The following is a 16,068-nucleotide window of genomic DNA, read 5'->3' as shown; positions in this document are numbered from 1 at the left end:
CCCTCGCATAGGCTGATCTGACGCAACTTTGGGAGGAGTTGTCCTTGGATTTGCTTTTGAATGTCGGCTTGCCGGTGTCGCTTGCCATTATCATGTTGTCTCTGGGCATCGGGCTGGAGGTGGCAGACTTCCGTCGTGTCCTGAGCCGGCGACGCGCCTTTGCCATCGGGGCGGCAAGCCAGATTGTTCTCTTGCCAGTCGCGGCCTTCGTGACGGTCACAATCTTTGCATTGCCCCCCGAGATCGCGGTTGGTTTCATGCTGCTCAGTTTTTGCCCGGGCGGCGTAACCAGCAACATCCTCTCCAAGCTCGCCAAAGCCGATGTCGCACTTTCGGTCAGCCTGACCGCCGTGATCAGCCTTTTGTCGATGGTGACCGTGCCAATACTGGCCGCGTGGTCGATCTCGCATTTCATGGGCGACGAAGCCACCGAGGTTTCGATCACCGGGCTGGCTGTTGCATTGTTTCTGATAACAACGCTGCCCGTGGCCATCGGGGTCGGAATTCGCAACTTTGCAACAGGGTTTGCAAACCGCGTAGAGCCGGGATTGTCGACGCTCGCGACCGTTTTGTTCGTGCTGATCGTTGCCGCGGCACTGGCCGGGAACTGGCAATTGTTCGTCGACAATCTTGGAATCATGGGCGCAGGCTTGATTTCTTTGAATATCGCCCTGCTGTTCATCGGGCTGGGACTGGCGCGGATATCAAACCTGTCCTGGAATGAGTGCAAGACGATCTCGATCGAAACCGGAATTCAAAACGCCACGCTGGGCATTACACTGGCGGCGCTGATCACGAATACCGAAAGCGGGTTCAGCCCGCTGGCCCTGCCCTCGGCGGTTTATGGCATTACGATGTACGCTGTGGTTTTGCCGTTTCTTGTCTGGTTCCGCAGGCGCTGAAAGGACCGTTATGACAAACAACACTGCTGATGCGATCGTAATCGGTGCTGGTCTGGCCGGATTGGCCACCGCAGCCGAACTGGGCGACCGAGGCAAAAAGGTAATAATACTCGATCAGGAACCAGAAGGTTTTCTGGGCGGTCAGGCCTTCTGGAGCCTGGGTGGCCTGTTCATGGTCGACACGCCGGAACAACGCCGCATGGGTATCCGCGACAGCCACGATCTGGCATTGCGCGACTGGATGGGAAGCGCGCAGTTTGACCGCGAAGTAGACACCTGGCCCCGCAAATGGGCCGAGGCCTATATCGAGTTCGCCGCCGGTGAAATGCGCCCCTGGCTGCATGACATGGGCCTGCGCTGGTTTCCGGTCGTGGGCTGGGCTGAACGTGGCGGGTCTTATGCAAACGGGCATGGCAATTCCGTCCCGCGCTTTCACATCACCTGGGGCACCGGACCCGGCGTGCTGGAACACTTCATCCGTCGGGTCCGCGCCCATGTCAGCGCCGGTCTGATCCAGCTGAAGTTCCGCCATCAGGTCAGCCATATCATCATGCAGAACGGCGAGGCCAAGGGCGTCTCGGGCGAGGTTCTGGCCGATGACGCGGCCCCGCGCGGCGCCAAGACCAACCGTGACGAGGTGGGCGAGTTCGAGGTCTATGCACCGTCGGTCGTCGTCACCTCGGGCGGGATTGGTGGCAATTTCGAAATGGTGCGCCAGAATTGGCCCCGCGACCGCCTGGGCGAACCGCCCAAGGACATGGTGGCGGGTGTGCCCTTCCATGTGGATGGTCGGATGATCGCCATCAGCGAAAAGGCCGGTGGCCATGTCATCAACGGCGACCGCATGTGGCATTACACCGAAGGCGTGCGCAACTGGGATCCGATCTGGCCCGACCATGGCATTCGCATCCTGCCCGGCCCCAGCTCGATGTGGTTCGACGCGCGCGGAAACCGGTTGCAGCCCCCCTGCCTGCCCGGGTTCGACACGCTGGGCACCCTGCGCGAAATCCTGAACACCGGCTATGAATACAGTTGGTTCGTCCTGACACAGAAGGTCATCAAGAAGGAATTCGCCCTGTCCGGGTCTGAACAGAACCCCGATTTCACGTCAGGCAGCTGGAAGGAAGTGATCCGGCAGCGCATCCTGTCGGGGTCGAAAGCCACCGGACCGGTCGAGGCGTTCAAGGAAAAGGGCGAGGATTTCGTCGTCGCCAACACGTTGACCGAACTGGTGAGCGGCATGAACCATCTGGGCGGGGGTCTGATCGACGAGGCGCATCTGCGCGCCCAGATCGAAGCACGGGATTCACAGGTGGACAATCCGTTCTCAAAAGATGCGCAGATGATGGCGATCCTGGCGGCGCGCAACTATCGCGGCGACAAGCTGATCCGCACCGCCAAACCGCACAAGTTCCTGGACCCCAGGAATGGCCCGCTGATCGCGGTCAAGCTGCACGTGCTGACCCGCAAGACACTGGGCGGTTTGCAGACCAATCTGGACAGTCAGATGATTGGCACCGATGGTCAGGTTGTGCCGGGCCTGTTCGCAGCCGGCGAAGTCGCCGGGTTCGGTGGCGGTGGCTATCACGGCTACAACGCGCTTGAGGGAACTTTCTTGGGCGGCTGCATCTTTTCGGGTCGCAACGCCGGGCGATCGAGGGCCATCGCGTGACAGCCCTGCCCTATTACTTGCGCATCATTTTAATCACCGGCTCACCCTGAGCATCCAGCAAGGCCAGCGCGTTGCCTTGCATCGCGAAGGTCGTGACACTTTGCATCGCCTTGAGAAACTGCCGCTCGACCTCATCCAGCGGGGGTGGGCAAGCCATGAGCGTTGCAGCCATATTGTCCGGGAACGCAATCCGATTGTCAGAAATCTCGGCCTGGCCACTGAACCGGTTGCAACCGCCGCTGCCTGAAAATGCCCCGCCCTGCCCAAAAGCAAGTTCAGGTCGTTTCTCTGTCTCGACAGCCGCACCATTGAGGCCCGAAGCGACCCATTCGGTGTTTTCCAGCATCGCGGCACCTTGGTGTTGCACCTGTATCATCAGCAGGTCAGCAGAATTCTCGGCCCCATGTGTCAGTACCGGATAAACGGTATCGGTGGTGAACAACAGCTTTTGCCCCTGCATGACCGAAGCACGCACGGCGTATCTGCGCCCGTCCTGAATCAATGCGTCATCATAGGTCAGTTCGAACTGCGCCGGCACACCGGTCAAGGCATATCTCTGCGCGGCAAGAGTTTCGGCCGGCGCATCCGCCAATGAGATATCCTGAAGCTCGACGAACAAGGTCGTGTCAGGCGGAAGCGCAATACGCTCTCGGTAGGTTGCGGTTCCTTCGACGGTTCCGGCAAGCGATGCGCCGCTCAAAACGGTGGCGAAAGCAACTGCAGGAAACGTGGAGCGGCCGAATGTCAGCATGGCAGTACCCCTTAAAGTAATATTTCTACAAAAGATTGCTGTTCATCCGACATTTACAAGTACGCCGCGGATAAAGCGGCAATTCTGTGCCAATGTCATAACGGCCAGATCAACGGGATCAGCAGAGACGCCAACAATCCGACCGTCAGGTTCAGCGGCACACCGACCTTCATGAAGTCGGTGAACCTGTAGCCCCCGGGGCCATAGACCATCATGTTCGTCTGGTATCCGATCGGAGTAGCAAAAGATGCCGAAGCCGCCACCATGACCGCGACGACCAGTGGGCGCGGATCTATTCCGACCGCCTGAGCCAGACCGATGGCGATCGGGGTGACCACAACCGCCACGGCGTTGTTGGAAACCAGTTCGGTCAGCACCGAGGTCAGCAGGTAAATCGCCCAGATAATGAGGAATGGCGGCAAGACACTGAGCCCCGGCGCAACGGCCTCGACGATCAGAGAAACCGCGCCCGAGCTGTCCAGCGCGGCCCCTATGCCCAGCATCGCGAAGATCAATGCCAACAGGCGACCTTCCACAAAAGAAAACGCCTCATCCGCATCGATACAGCGGGTCAGCAGAACCACGGCGCAGGCCACAATCGACAACAACAGGATGGGCGCAATGCCCAGCGCGGCAAGGGCAACAATCCCTACAAGAGCCCCAATCGCAATCGGTGCATGGCTTCGACGGAAGGCACGAGCCGATGGCTGGGTGACGTCCACCATGTCCATTTCCGCCGCCAGCCGCTGGATATCCGCCGGGGCACCTTCCAAAAGCAGCGTATCCCCAACCCTGACCACCAAGTCATCCAGCTGACGGCCGATATTCTGGTTGCGACGGTGCACCGCCAGCACGTAAACGCCATAACGACGCCGAAGCCGCATCATCCCAAGGGTCCGACCCACCAGACGGCATCCGGGCGTGATCAACACCTCAACCGTCTTGGTTTCAACGGCCGATACCTGATCCACGCGTTTGAGTTCCCTGTTGCGCTGAAGGCTCAGAAGTTCGGTCATCTCGGTGCGTAGAACCACCCGGTCGCCGACCTTAAGTTCGACGCCTTTCAGGTTGCGCCGCAACGACTCATCCCCCCGGATGACATCGATCAGGCGCACGCCGGGGCGTTTGAACAACTGCACGCCGGTCACTTCGCGCCCGATCAGGTTGCTGTCCGGCGGAATGACGGCCTCGGTAAAGAACTTCATCTTGGACCGGTCGCTGAGCAGCGACGCCATGCTGTCCCGCTCGGGCAAAAGTTTGGGCGCGATGAACCGCAAATAGATCATGCCGTAGATCACCAGCGCGATCCCCAGCGGCGTGACTTCGAAAATCGTAAAGGGTTTCATCCCCTGCGCGCGGGCCACGCCATCGACCAGCAGGTTGGTGGACGTGCCGATCAATGTAAGCGTGCCGCCCAGAATAGCCGCATAACTCAGCGGAATCAGCAATTTGGACGCGGGAACATTCAGGGTGCGGGCGATTTGCACAAAGACCGGTATCATCACCACGACCACTGGCGTATTCGAAACCACCGCCGAGGCCAGCACGACAAACCCCATGAGCAATGCGATGGCGATACGCGGATTCACCTGAGCCTGCTTTTGCGCGGTCGAGGTGAACGAGTCCAAGGCTCCGGTCCGCACCAAAGCACCCATGATGATGAACATCGCGGCAATCGTCCAGGGTGCCGGGTTGGACAGAACTGCAAGCGCGTTTTGATAGGGCAGAATGCCGGTTACAAGCATCAGTGAGACACCGCCAATGGCCACGACCTCGGTCGGATAAACCTCGCGCAGGAACATGATGAACATGCCCGCAACGATGACCAGCGCCAGAACCGCGCTTCCTGTGTCTGTCAGTGAAAGGAAATTCATTCGTGGTATTCTGTCCGAACCCGGGCCCAAGCGCCTGATGACATGCAGTTTCACGCATTGCGCCCGACAGAGCAAGCCTGACGATGATTACTCGGGCCCGGCTTGTTCCAGACGCCCTGCGACGCGCACCATACGCACGGTTTTGGCCTGTCCGTCACGATCGTCGGTTTCCACGAACACGCCGCTCAGTGTGGCTTCGCCGTTTGCTGGGGTAAAGCGCGCCTTGGGCATGCCGGTGATGAACCGTCGCATGGGCTCCTGCTTGTCCATGCCGATGACCGAATCGTAATCTCCGCACATGCCGGCATCGGTCAAATAAGCGGTGCCACCCGGCAGAATCTGGGAATCAGCCGTCGGGACATGGGTATGCGTTCCCACCACAAGGCTTGCACGTTTGTCGCAGTAGTGCCCCATCGCCATCTTCTCGGACGTCGCCTCGCAATGCATGTCCACGATGATCGCCTGCGCCTGTCCGCCTCTGGGATGGGATTTCAGGATCGGTTCGATAGCCGAGAACGGATCGTCGAACGGGCGTTTCATAAAGACCTGACCCAGCACCTGAACCACCAGAACCTTGCGCCCCCCCGGGGCCGTGAACAGCCGATGACCCCGCCCCGGCGCGCCCTTGGCGAAGTTCACGGGTCGTACGATGCGCTGTTCCTTCTCGATGAATTGCAGCATGTCTTTCTGGTCGAACGCATGATCGCCCAGCGTCAGGCAATCCGCTCCGGCGTCGAGCAACAGCCTGGCGTGATCTCCGCTCAGCCCCATGCCGTTCGACGCGTTTTCGCCATTGACCACGACAAAATCCAGCCGCCATTCGTCGCGCAGGCGCGGCAAATGCTGCTGAACGGCCGCGCGGCCCGCGCGCCCCATGACATCACCAAGAAACAGAATCCTCATGATCCGGGTCGTAGGGGCTGTACTGGGCAATAACAAGGCGGAAGCGTGAAATTAACGGCAGACTTGGGGGTTGAAATCAAATTCTGCCGTGGCAATGTTTCGATACGTCTCTTGAATACAGAAGGAATTCTGCGTGAAGTCGTCAATTGTTCTGACCGGCTGCCTTTTGGCTGCAACTGCTGCCGCTGCCGAAGGCACCAAGACATCCATGCCCAACCCCGCCGCGACCTTTTGCATTGAAAACGACGGGACCTACCAGCTTCGTAAAAACGAAGACGGCAGTGTCTATGGCGTCTGCATCCTGAAGGACGGCACCGAGGTGGATGCCTGGGACTATTTGCGCAGCCATTTCGAACAGTAGCAGCTAGAAGGTCAGCACGCGGCTTTCCGTGACAACCATGTCCAGCGGTTGGTCGGTTGGCTCGAGCGGCAGGTCCGCAGCCTCTTGCGCATCAAAAGCAAACCCGATGGCAAGCGTCGGGCGTTTGGCGCGCAAGCCTTCCAGCGTTCGGTCATAAAACCCGCCGCCATACCCCAGGCGGCCACCATTTGCGTCGAAGGCGACCAGTGGAACGATCAGAATTTCGGGGTCGAAATAGTCATCCACCTGGGGCACTTTTGCACCGAACGGGCCATCCTTGAGCACACCGTCCGGCGTCCAGCGAGAGAACTTCAGCGGCTGACCGGCTGCCTGGATGACAGGCACACCCACCGGGCCATAAGCCGATGCTTCGGCCATCGCGGGCACCGGGTCGATCTCGGTCCGGATCGGCATGTATCCTGACAGGGGCACGCCGCGATGTCCTGCCAGAACCTCGGACAAGCGCCCGGCTGCACCCGGCAGGCGGGCATCAAACGCGGCCTTGCGGCGGGCAAAGGCCGCTTTGCGCGCTGCGGCTTTGATTTCAGTCAGATCGGTCACAGTAGCACCACGCTGGCAAGCCCAAGAAATATGAAGAAACCCATGACATCCGTCGTGGTTGTCACAAAGGTTCCCGATGCCAGCGCAGGGTCGATGCCCAAGCGGTCCAGCAAGACAGGTACTACCGTACCTGCGAACCCGGCGATGATCATATTCACGACCAAGGCCGCCCCGATCACGACACCCAGCAGCGGGGAATCGAACCACAGCATCCCCACGGTCCCCAACACGATGGCAAAACAGAGCCCGTTCAACATCCCCACCAGCAGTTCCCGCCTGATAACACGCATCACGTTTGAATTTGTCAGGTCGCGCGTCGCCAGCGCACGCACCGCCACGGTGAGCGATTGTGTTCCCGCATTGCCCCCCATTGACGCAACGATCGGCATCAGGATGGCCAGCGCGACCAGTTGATCAATCGCCGCCTCGAATTGCGAAATCACCAAAGAAGCACAGATCGCCGTGCACAGGTTCACAGCCAACCAGGGCAACCTTCGCCGGCTGGTTGCCGCCACACTGTCGGACAACGAGCTTTCGTCGCCTACGCCGGCAAGACGCAGGATGTCCTCTTCGTGTTCTTCATCCAGAACGACCATCGCGTCGTCAATGGTGATGACACCGACCAAACGGCCATCCGCATCCACCACCGGGGCCGAGATCAGGTGATACTGGTTGAAGGCATAAGCCACGTCTTCCTCATCCTGATCGACGGGGATGATGTGAAACTCTTCTTCTGCCAGATTAATCAGCGGCACTTCACGCCGCGCCGCCATAAGCTTGCCCAACGTCACCTGAGCAACCGGTTTAAGGCGCGGATCGACCAGAACGACGTGATAGAACTGTTCGGGCAAATCATCATTGGCGCGCATGAAGTCGATGGCTTGCCCAACGCTCCAATGTTCGGGCGCCATGACGACTTCCCGCTGCATGAGACGACCGGCCGAGTTCTCGGGGTAGGACAGTGCCTGCTCGGCTGCGATCCTTTCGGAATCCTCCAATGCGTCCAGAATGGTTTCCTGCTGCGGTTCCTCAAGGTCTTCCAGCAGGTCAACGACATCGTCGCTTTCCATCTCGCGCACGGCTTCGGCCAGAACATCCGGGTTCAGAACCGAGATCACCTCTTCACGAACCGATTCATCCAGTTCAGACAGGATGTCGCCGTCGAACTCTTTGTCGTACAGGCGGATCAGGCGCGCCCGGTCAAACGGATTGATCTGTTCAAGAAGGTCTGCAATGTCGGCCGAGTGCAGCGGCTCCATCAACTCAACCAGCTTGTCGCGGTCGTCTATATCCACCGCGTACAGGATCGCCGCAACTGCCTTGGGGTCCAACGCATAGGCGTCTTCATCCCGGGGCTGATCGTGTCCGGCTTCGTCTCTGCCTGTCGTCATGCTCTGCCCCTTTTTGCGATTGGCCCCTAAATAGAAGAAGCAGCTACCGGAAAACAATGACAATGCGCCGATTTACCCACTTCTTTCGTCCGCCTATGCTGGTGTGCGGTTCCAAACAGGTGGAGAACAGGGAAAATGGCGCAAAAGACGCTTTTGAAAGGGCGTGTTCTGAGTTTCACAGGATCACCCTTCGACGGAGAGCCGACCGAGGCGACCCGGCTGGACGAAGCGGTCGTGATCGAACACGGGCGAATTGCAGAGGTCGGCACCGCCGATGCGCTGAAAAAAGCCCATCCTGACGCAGTCACGAAGGATCACGGAACGCGCCTGATCATGGCTGGGTTCGTCGATCCGCATGTGCATTATCCACAGACGGCGATGATCGCCAGCTGGGGCAAACGGCTGATCGACTGGCTGAACACCTACACCTTCCCGGAAGAGATGAAGTTCGGCGATTTCGACTATGCGACCAAGATCGCCAATCGGTATCTGGACCTGACGACCGCCCACGGCACCACGACCATGTGCAGTTTTTGCACGATTCACCCTGAAAGCGTGGATGCCTTTTTCACCGCGGCGCAACAGCGTGGGCAGCGTGTCGTCGCCGGCAAGACCTGCATGGACCGGAACGCGCCCGAAGGTCTGCGCGACACCGCGCAGACGGCTTACGACCAATCCGCCGCCCTGCTGGAAAAATGGCATCGCGTCGACCGCTTGTCCTATGCGATCACGCCGCGCTTTTCACCGACTTCAACCCCGGAACAGCTCGAGGCCATGGGCGCGCTTTGGGCCGAGCATCCCCATTGTCTTATGCAAACCCACCTGAGCGAGCAAACGGATGAAATCGAATGGGTTCGATCCCTGTTCCCTGAAGCAAGGGATTATCTGGATACCTACGAGAAATTCGGCCTGTTGGGCCAGAACGGCCTGTATGGCCATGTCATCCATCTGGAAGACCGGGAGCGGGATCGGCTGCGCGAAGTCGATGCCTCTTTGATCCATTGCCCCACGTCGAACACCTTCATCGGATCGGGATTGTTTGACATGAACGGGCTGATCCATGATGGCCACCGGATCGGTCTGGCCACGGATACCGGCGGCGGGTCCAGCTTTTCGATGCTGCGCACCATGGCCGCCGCCTATGAGATCGGCCAATTGCGCGGCCGCCCGCTGCATCCGGCGCAATTGCTGTGGTTGGGTACGGTCGGATCCGCCCGGAGCCTGCGCATGGACGACTGCATCGGAAACATAACCCGGGGGATGGAGGCGGATCTGGTCGTGATCGACCTCGCCTCGACCCCCGCCATCGCCCAGCGCGAGGCCCGTGCAGAAGATGTTTGGGAAGCGATCTTCCCAACCATCATGATGGGTGATGATCGCGCCGTGGCAGAGGTCTGGATCGGCGGACAGCAGGCGGCTTAGGCCTGCAACGCCCGGGCAAGCGTGTTCTGGCGTTCGATCACGCGGGGCAGATCGACGGTCGTTATGTGCCCGTCACGCACGATCTGGCGGCCTTCGACGAACAGGTGTTTCACAGACATCGGCCCCGCCAGAAGCAGCGCCGCCGGATCCCAACTGCCCGCGCTTTCGATGCCGCGGGTATCCCACACCGCAATATCGGCACGTTTTCCGGGCATCAGCCGTCCACAATCGGGACGTCCCAACACATCCGCGCCGCCGCGCGTCGCGATCTCAAGCGCTTCGCGGGCCGACATGGCATCTGCACCATTGGCGACCCGTTGCAGCAACATCGCCTGGCGCGCCTCAAGCATGAGGTTGCCATTGTCATTGCTGGCCGATCCATCGGCACCGAGGCCGACCTTGACGCCCGCATCGCGCATCGCCCGCACCGGTGCGATACCCGATCCGAGGCGGCAATTTGAACAGGGGCAATGGGCCACGCCTGTTTCCGAGCGCGAGAACAGATCAATCTCGGCCCCGTCCAGCTTGACGCAATGGGCGTGCCAGACATCCGGGCCGGTCCAGCCCAATTCCTCGGCATATTGCCCCGGGCGGCAGCCGAATTGCGCCTGCGAATAGGCGATATCCTCGTCATTCTCGGCCAGATGGGTATGCAGCATCACGCCCTTGTCCCGCGCCAGCAACGCCGCATCGCGCATCAGATCCCGGCTGACGGAAAACGGTGAACACGGGGCAAGGCCGACGCGGCACATGGCCCCCTCTGATGGGTCGTGAAACGCATCCACGACACGTACCATGTCGTCCAGAATAGCGGCCTCGTTTTCCACCAGATGATCCGGTGGCAGGCCCCCGTCGCTCTCGCCGATGCTCATCGCGCCGCGTGTCGGATGAAACCGCATCCCCAGCTCGGACGCGGCCGCGATCGTATCTTCAAGCCGCGCGCCGTTGGGATAGAGGTAAAGGTGATCGGAACTGAGCGTGCACCCCGACAGCGCCAGTTCGGCCAAACCGATCTGGGCCGAGGTGAACATTTCCTCCGGCCCGAAACGCGACCAGATGGGATAGAGCGTTTGCAGCCACCCAAACAGCAACGCATCCTGCCCGCCCGGCACCGCCCGTGTCAGGGTTTGATAAAGATGGTGGTGGGTATTCACCAGACCAGGCGTCACCAGACAGCCCGAAACATCATGCACCTCGCCCTGTGTTTCCAGTCGCTGCCCGATCCGGGCGATCTGCCCGTCGCGAACCAAAATATCGGCCTTGGACAATTCCTGTCGGGACTCGTCCATCGTCAGGATCAGATCAGCATTCTTGAGTAGGATTTCCGTCATATCGCGCTCCTGCATCTGCCCGTCTCATGCAAGAAGTGCGTCGGCCGGTGGAAAACGGGCGCAAGAACCGGCCATCACCGTTGTAGTTGCCTTTGATGCGCCGGGCAACAGAATTCAGAATTGGCAGAGTATCTCAAGCGCTGCGGCGTGAAGGTCAGCGTTTGCCGCAGCCAGCGCCCGGCCGCCGTGATGTGCGGGGCCGCCCTGCCAATCGGTCACGATACCGCCGGCCGCCTGAATAACGGCAATCGGCGCTTGGATATCATAGGAGTTCAAGCCCGCCTCGATCACCAAATCCGCCTGACCGGCAGCCAGAAGCGCATAGGCATAGCAATCCATTCCATAGCGCGTCAGCTGCACCTGCTCGGACACGGCATGAAACCCTGCGCGGTCCTTCGGGGTTCCAACCTCGGGGAACGTGGTAAACAAGGTCGCCTGATCCAGCGCCCTGGTATCGCGCGTTTGCATACTTCTGGTGCCCTGCGGACCGGTCATGTGAGCACCGGAAGACGATCCGACAAAGCGCTCTCCGATATACGGCTGATCGATTACACCCATAAAAGGCCCGTCCTGATCACTCAGCGCAATCAGAACACCCCAGGTTGGCGTGCCGCTGATAAACCCACGGGTCCCATCGATGGGATCCAGTACCCAGGTGCGGCCACTGGTGCCCGTATGCGCGCCGAACTCTTCGCCCAGCACACCGTCATCCGGGCGCCGCCGCGCCAGAACGTCCCGCATCGCCTGTTCAGCGGCACGATCAGCCACTGTCACCGGGTCGAACCCATCGGCCAACTTGTTCGTGGTTTCCAGATTTGTTTGACGAAAAAAGGGAAGTATGGCCTCACGCGCAGCTTCGGCCATTTCTTCGGCAATTTCGATATCGCTCTGTGTCGTCGGTTGCATGACCCTGAGGTGCGAGCAATCCGCGACAAAGTCAAGTCAGTCAGGCAACGTCGCTGAGAACCCGCGCCAGCTCGAACAGGCGGCGACGTTGGTTTTCCGGAATCGCATAGTAAGAGCGCACCAGATCCAAAGCCTCTTTGTCACCCATCAGGTCGGCAGGGACGGATTTCTTGTCCGCATCGCCTTTCTGGGCTTCTTCCAGACCTTCGAAGAAAAAGCTGACCGGAACATCCAGCGCCTCGGCGATGTCCCACAGGCGGGATGCGCTGATTCGGTTGGCACCGGTCTCATATTTCTGGATTTGCTGAAACTTGATACCAACTTGCTGCGCCAACTGCTGCTGGGTCATCCCAATCAGCCAGCGGCGATGCCGAACGCGCTTGCCCACATGGACATCGACGTGATGAGTCATTGGTATTCTCCTATACTACACAAACATCTGCACGGGATTTTGCGACGTCCGATATCGCAGTTTTAGAGAGCTCCCCTTAACCGCTCCCTAATACGGACTGTACCGCCCCCCGTTTACAGCACTGATTGTTTATAATGCCGGTTTTGAGATTTTTTTCAAGCTGGTTGAGTCGAATGCCCCTGACAGGGATTTGTGGTTGTATTACCCAAAGCCTTTACAGAACCATATTCCTGCAACTGAATCCTCCTTCAAAATCGGGGGCCTTTTGCGCCCGCGCAGCAAACGGATTGACTTTTCTGACGGCACACGCGCCTATGTCGGAAACTCTTGAGGAACAATATGCGGGCCTATTGCATTCCATCCGACGGGGCGTCTGCCCAGCTTTGTGACGTGAAAATACCCGAGCCGGGCGAAGGCCAGGTGCGGGTCGCGATAAAAGCTTGCGGCCTGAATTTCGCCGATCTGCTGATGCAGACGGGGGCGTATCAGGACACGCCACCTGCCCCATTCACCCTGGGCATGGAGATCGCCGGTATCGTGGAGACAGTCGGGCCCGGCGTTTCAACACTCGGCCCAGGCGACCGGATCGCAGTCTATTCCGGTCAGGGTGGGCTGGCCGAGTACGGTGTATTCGACGCGGATCGTGCGATCGTGCTGCCGGACGACACCGGATTCGAAGACGCCGCCGCCATCCAGATCGCTTATGCCACCAGTCACATGGCCCTTGATCACAGGGCACGCCTGCAACCGGGTGAAACCCTTCTGGTCACCGGCGCAGCGGGAGGCGTCGGCCTGACTGCCGTCGAAATCGGCAAGCTTATGGGCGCCACGGTCATCGCGCAGGCGCGCGGCGAGAACAAGCTTGCCGTTGCCCGTGCCGCTGGTGCCGATCATCTGATCGATGCTTCCGAAGACCTGCGCGAGCGGGTCAAATCGCTGGGTGGCGCGGATGTCGTCTATGACGTCATCGGCGGGGATGTGTTCAAGGCCGCGTTCAGGGCCACCAATCCCGAAGGGCGTTTGCTGCCCATCGGCTTCGCCGGGGGCGACATCCCGCAGATTCCGGCCAATCATCTGCTGGTCAAAAACCTGACCGTGATCGGGGTGTATATCGGCGGCTATCTGAAATTCCGACCCGAAGCTGTGCGCAACAGTTTCGACACCCTGTTCAAGTGGCATTCAGAGGGCAGGATAAAACCGCACATCAGTCACGTCCTGCCCCTTGAAGATGTCGCGCATGCAATGCAGTTGCTGAAAGAGCGAAAATCCACGGGCAAGATCGTGATCACGCCCTGATCGTGATCATCCAACCACGGCCCGCAACTGGGTACCGCCCAGCAATCTGAAGTTCTGTCGCACCAACTGTGCCAGAGCTTCGACAACCGCATCCCGGCCCTGCTCGCCACCGTAGAGGTTGATCATATGCGCAGGTAAATCCGGCAGAGCCCCAGCCGAGTCGATCTGTTCAAGATGTGCGGCCTCGGTTCCGTCCAGCATTGCGTGAACCGCAAGATCGGCACTGACCGTGGCTTCTATGGTACGGTCGTTTTCGGTTTCCACGGACAGCTCCCACGGTATTCCGGCCGCATCCAGCGCCGATATGACCTGCGGTCTGAACAAGCAGCGCCGCCCCAGTGCCAGAGGCAACGGGCGCTTGCGCCATGCAGACCCGCCCGGCGCGCCGATCCAGCGCAACGGCAGCTCTGCGATGGTCTCTGCACCAGCGGCCGAAGACGGTTCGGTCGTCAGGATCACATCACATTCGCCCCGCTTGTACATGTCTTTCAATTGCAGTGAATAGGACGACACCAACTGCACCCTGACGCGGGGAAAATCTGCGTTGAACCGTTGCAGGACCCGGGGAATCGCGGGGTAGACGATGTCATGGGGAACGCCCAGAACCACTTCGCCCTCAAAGGCCTGATCGGTGAGTTTTGAGATTACCTCGTCATTCAGGGCAATCATGCGGCGCGCGTAGGCCAGCAGCTGCTCACCGGATGCGGTCAGAGCAATTGTCCTGCCGCTTCGGTCCAGCAACTCCAGGCCCAGCAGCTCCTCCAGCCGCTTCAGCTGCATGGACACCGCAGACTGCGTCAGGTGCAGAAATCCGGCGGCGCGGGTCACACCGCCCTGATCCGCCACCGCCACAAAGGATCGCAGGGTTGTAATGTCCAGATTTCGCATCTTCACGATTCCTTATGCGTTCCATCAAAAATATTCGTTTTTAAAATGTGTCACACTCACCCATATCAATCAAGGAAATTGATAACAGCCAGCAAAACCATCGAGAATACAGAAAGGACAAGCTATGACGCAACTCGCAATCCATAATCCCTGCAAACCGGCCAAACGTTCCCTGGTGTCCCTGATCTCTCAAGCGTTCGAACTGTCCAGACAGCGGCGAAATCTGGCACAACTGGATGCTGCCGTGCTGGACGATATCGGAGTCACCCGCGAGGAAGCATCCGCAGAAGCAAAACGCTTTTTCTGGGATGCACCTCAATTCTGGAAAAGGTGACTGTGACTCTCATATTTTTATGGCGATGGGCGACTTTGAGTCGCCTGTTGGCATTTTTGTTGCGTGTTTTAGTCGGTTTTCGCCCGGAATCTCTTGAAACACAGCCCCTTGTTGCCGATATTTAGATGGAAAACCGCCCCGCTCTGCCGGGGCGCTCTAACTTGACGACTAGGGAGACCCTTTGATGGCACAATTCGACACGATCCGGACGGCATCCGGCGCGCGCGCCGCCGAGATTGATCAGGGCCTGCGCGCCCACATGAACAAAGTCTACGGCACGATGTCCGTCGGCATGCTGATCACGGCACTGGCGGCATGGGCAATTGCCGGTCTGGCAGTAACCAGCGATCCAAGCAATGCGGTCGCACAGATCGGCGCAGACCGCTATCTGACGAGCCTGGGCGGCGCACTGTTCCTGTCGCCGCTGAAATGGGTGGTCATGTTCGCTCCGCTGGCGTTCATCTTGTTTGGGTGGGGTGCCCTGATGCGCCGTGGCTCAGCCGCGACTGTTCAGCTTGGCTTCTTCGTCTTTGCCGCCGTAATGGGCATTTCGATGAGCTCGATCTTTCTGGTCTTCACGCCCTACTCGATTACCCAGACCTTCCTGGTGACGTCGATCGCCTTTGCTGGCCTCAGCCTGTATGGCTACACCACAAAGCGGAACCTCAGCGGAATGGGCACATTCCTGATGATGGGTGTGATCGGTCTGCTGGTTGCGATGATCATCAACCTGTTCCTGCAATCCGGCGTGATGATGCTGGCCATCTCGGCCATCGGCATCCTGATCTTTGCCGGTCTGACCGCGTTCTATACGCAGGACATCAAGAACACTTACGTCGCCCACGCTGCACATGGCGATCAGGAATGGCTGGACAAAGCCGCCTTCGACGGCGCGCTGAGCCTGTATATTTCGTTCCTGAACATGTTCCAGTTCCTGTTGATGTTCATGGGTCAGCAAGAATAAGACTTGCCGACAACCGAATTGGTTCAGGGCCGGTCCACGACCGGCCCTTTTCTTTTGCGCGACGGATTTCTTTTGCCCGGAAATGAAAAACCCCGCCGTC

General features: G+C 59.3%; 16 protein-coding genes. 7 read left to right on the top strand and 9 right to left on the bottom strand.

The features are described from left to right. The first annotated feature begins 44 nt into the window (after positions 1-44). Both GOW04_RS00370 and GOW04_RS00365 read left to right on the top strand, forming a co-directional pair. Positions 45-902 carry a bile acid:sodium symporter family protein gene (locus tag GOW04_RS00370; RefSeq protein WP_171231207.1) on the top strand — a complete coding sequence of 286 codons (858 nt, stop codon included), beginning with the start codon at positions 45-47 and terminating at the stop codon, positions 900-902. A gap of 10 nt (positions 903-912) precedes the next feature. Next, on the top strand, positions 913-2,574 hold the full coding sequence (locus GOW04_RS00365; protein ID WP_171231206.1) for an FAD-binding dehydrogenase: 1,662 nt from the start codon (positions 913-915) through the stop codon (positions 2,572-2,574). 13 nt (positions 2,575-2,587) lie between these two features. Here the strand turns inward: GOW04_RS00365 and GOW04_RS00360 are convergent, their stop codons facing one another. The 3 genes from GOW04_RS00360 to GOW04_RS00350 form a co-directional block, all read right to left on the bottom strand. Further along, positions 2,588-3,325 carry a YbaY family lipoprotein gene (locus tag GOW04_RS00360; protein WP_171231205.1) on the bottom strand — a complete coding sequence of 246 codons (738 nt, stop codon included), beginning with the start codon at positions 3,323-3,325 and terminating at the stop codon, positions 2,588-2,590. A gap of 95 nt (positions 3,326-3,420) precedes the next feature. Next, positions 3,421-5,199 (bottom strand): SLC13 family permease, encoded by a 1,779-nt coding sequence (locus GOW04_RS00355; RefSeq protein WP_171231204.1) that lies wholly within the window; start codon positions 5,197-5,199, stop codon positions 3,421-3,423. 87 nt (positions 5,200-5,286) lie between these two features. Beyond that, positions 5,287-6,102 carry a TIGR00282 family metallophosphoesterase gene (locus GOW04_RS00350; protein ID WP_152458743.1) on the bottom strand — a complete coding sequence of 272 codons (816 nt, stop codon included), beginning with the start codon at positions 6,100-6,102 and terminating at the stop codon, positions 5,287-5,289. A 133-nt stretch (positions 6,103-6,235) separates the two neighbouring features. Here GOW04_RS00350 and GOW04_RS00345 point away from each other — a divergent pair, with 133 nt between their 5' ends. Then, positions 6,236-6,463 carry a DUF333 domain-containing protein gene (locus GOW04_RS00345; RefSeq protein ID WP_224853568.1) on the top strand — a complete coding sequence of 76 codons (228 nt, stop codon included), beginning with the start codon at positions 6,236-6,238 and terminating at the stop codon, positions 6,461-6,463. Between the two features lie 3 nt (positions 6,464-6,466). Here GOW04_RS00345 and GOW04_RS00340 read toward each other — a convergent pair whose 3' ends face one another. Beyond that, positions 6,467-7,024, bottom strand: coding sequence for a 5-formyltetrahydrofolate cyclo-ligase (locus GOW04_RS00340; RefSeq protein ID WP_152458744.1), 558 nt, complete (start codon positions 7,022-7,024; stop codon positions 6,467-6,469). Continuing rightward, on the bottom strand, positions 7,021-8,415 hold the full coding sequence (gene mgtE / locus GOW04_RS00335) for a magnesium transporter (RefSeq protein ID WP_171231203.1): 1,395 nt from the start codon (positions 8,413-8,415) through the stop codon (positions 7,021-7,023). Before mgtE ends, GOW04_RS00340 begins: the two co-directional genes overlap by 4 nt. Before the next feature lie 135 nt (positions 8,416-8,550). Here mgtE and guaD point away from each other — a divergent pair, with 135 nt between their 5' ends. Beyond that, entirely contained in the window at positions 8,551-9,837 is a 1,287-nt protein-coding gene (gene guaD / locus GOW04_RS00330) for a guanine deaminase (RefSeq protein ID WP_171231202.1), read from the top strand. On the opposite strand, the gene GOW04_RS00325 is transcribed toward guaD, so the two are convergent. The 3 genes from GOW04_RS00325 to GOW04_RS00315 all read right to left on the bottom strand — a co-directional run bounded on the left by GOW04_RS00325 (position 9,834) and on the right by GOW04_RS00315 (position 12,486). Continuing rightward, on the bottom strand, positions 9,834-11,168 hold the full coding sequence (locus GOW04_RS00325) for an 8-oxoguanine deaminase (protein ID WP_171231201.1): 1,335 nt from the start codon (positions 11,166-11,168) through the stop codon (positions 9,834-9,836). The genes guaD and GOW04_RS00325 overlap by 4 nt on opposite strands. A gap of 114 nt (positions 11,169-11,282) precedes the next feature. Next, positions 11,283-12,074, bottom strand: a complete 792-nt coding sequence (gene hisN / locus GOW04_RS00320; protein ID WP_171231200.1) for a histidinol-phosphatase — start codon at positions 12,072-12,074, stop codon at positions 11,283-11,285. 40 nt (positions 12,075-12,114) lie between these two features. Further along, positions 12,115-12,486, bottom strand: coding sequence for a helix-turn-helix domain-containing protein (locus GOW04_RS00315; protein ID WP_152458749.1), 372 nt, complete (start codon positions 12,484-12,486; stop codon positions 12,115-12,117). A gap of 339 nt (positions 12,487-12,825) precedes the next feature. On the opposite strand from GOW04_RS00315, the gene GOW04_RS00310 reads away from it, so the two are divergent. Then, complete coding sequence (locus GOW04_RS00310) at positions 12,826-13,782, top strand: NADPH:quinone oxidoreductase family protein (RefSeq protein WP_171232004.1); 957 nt, start codon at positions 12,826-12,828, stop codon at positions 13,780-13,782. A 6-nt stretch (positions 13,783-13,788) separates the two neighbouring features. Here the strand turns inward: GOW04_RS00310 and GOW04_RS00305 are convergent, their stop codons facing one another. Continuing rightward, entirely contained in the window at positions 13,789-14,670 is an 882-nt protein-coding gene (locus tag GOW04_RS00305; protein ID WP_171231199.1) for a LysR family transcriptional regulator, read from the bottom strand. A gap of 124 nt (positions 14,671-14,794) precedes the next feature. Between GOW04_RS00305 and GOW04_RS00300 the strand changes: the two genes are divergently transcribed. Both GOW04_RS00300 and GOW04_RS00295 read left to right on the top strand, forming a co-directional pair. After that, positions 14,795-15,004 carry a DUF1127 domain-containing protein gene (locus GOW04_RS00300; RefSeq protein ID WP_171114765.1) on the top strand — a complete coding sequence of 70 codons (210 nt, stop codon included), beginning with the start codon at positions 14,795-14,797 and terminating at the stop codon, positions 15,002-15,004. A 184-nt stretch (positions 15,005-15,188) separates the two neighbouring features. Further along, the gene (locus GOW04_RS00295; RefSeq protein ID WP_171114763.1) at positions 15,189-15,968 is read left to right on the top strand and encodes a Bax inhibitor-1/YccA family protein; all 780 of its coding nucleotides are present in this window, start codon (positions 15,189-15,191) and stop codon (positions 15,966-15,968) included. The last annotated feature ends 100 nt before the right edge of the window (positions 15,969-16,068 follow it).

Source organism: Ruegeria sp. HKCCA4812, from assembly GCF_013034245.1.
In the GTDB taxonomy this organism is placed as follows: domain Bacteria; phylum Pseudomonadota; class Alphaproteobacteria; order Rhodobacterales; family Rhodobacteraceae; genus Ruegeria.
This window is presented reverse-complemented; position numbering and strand designations above follow the sequence as displayed.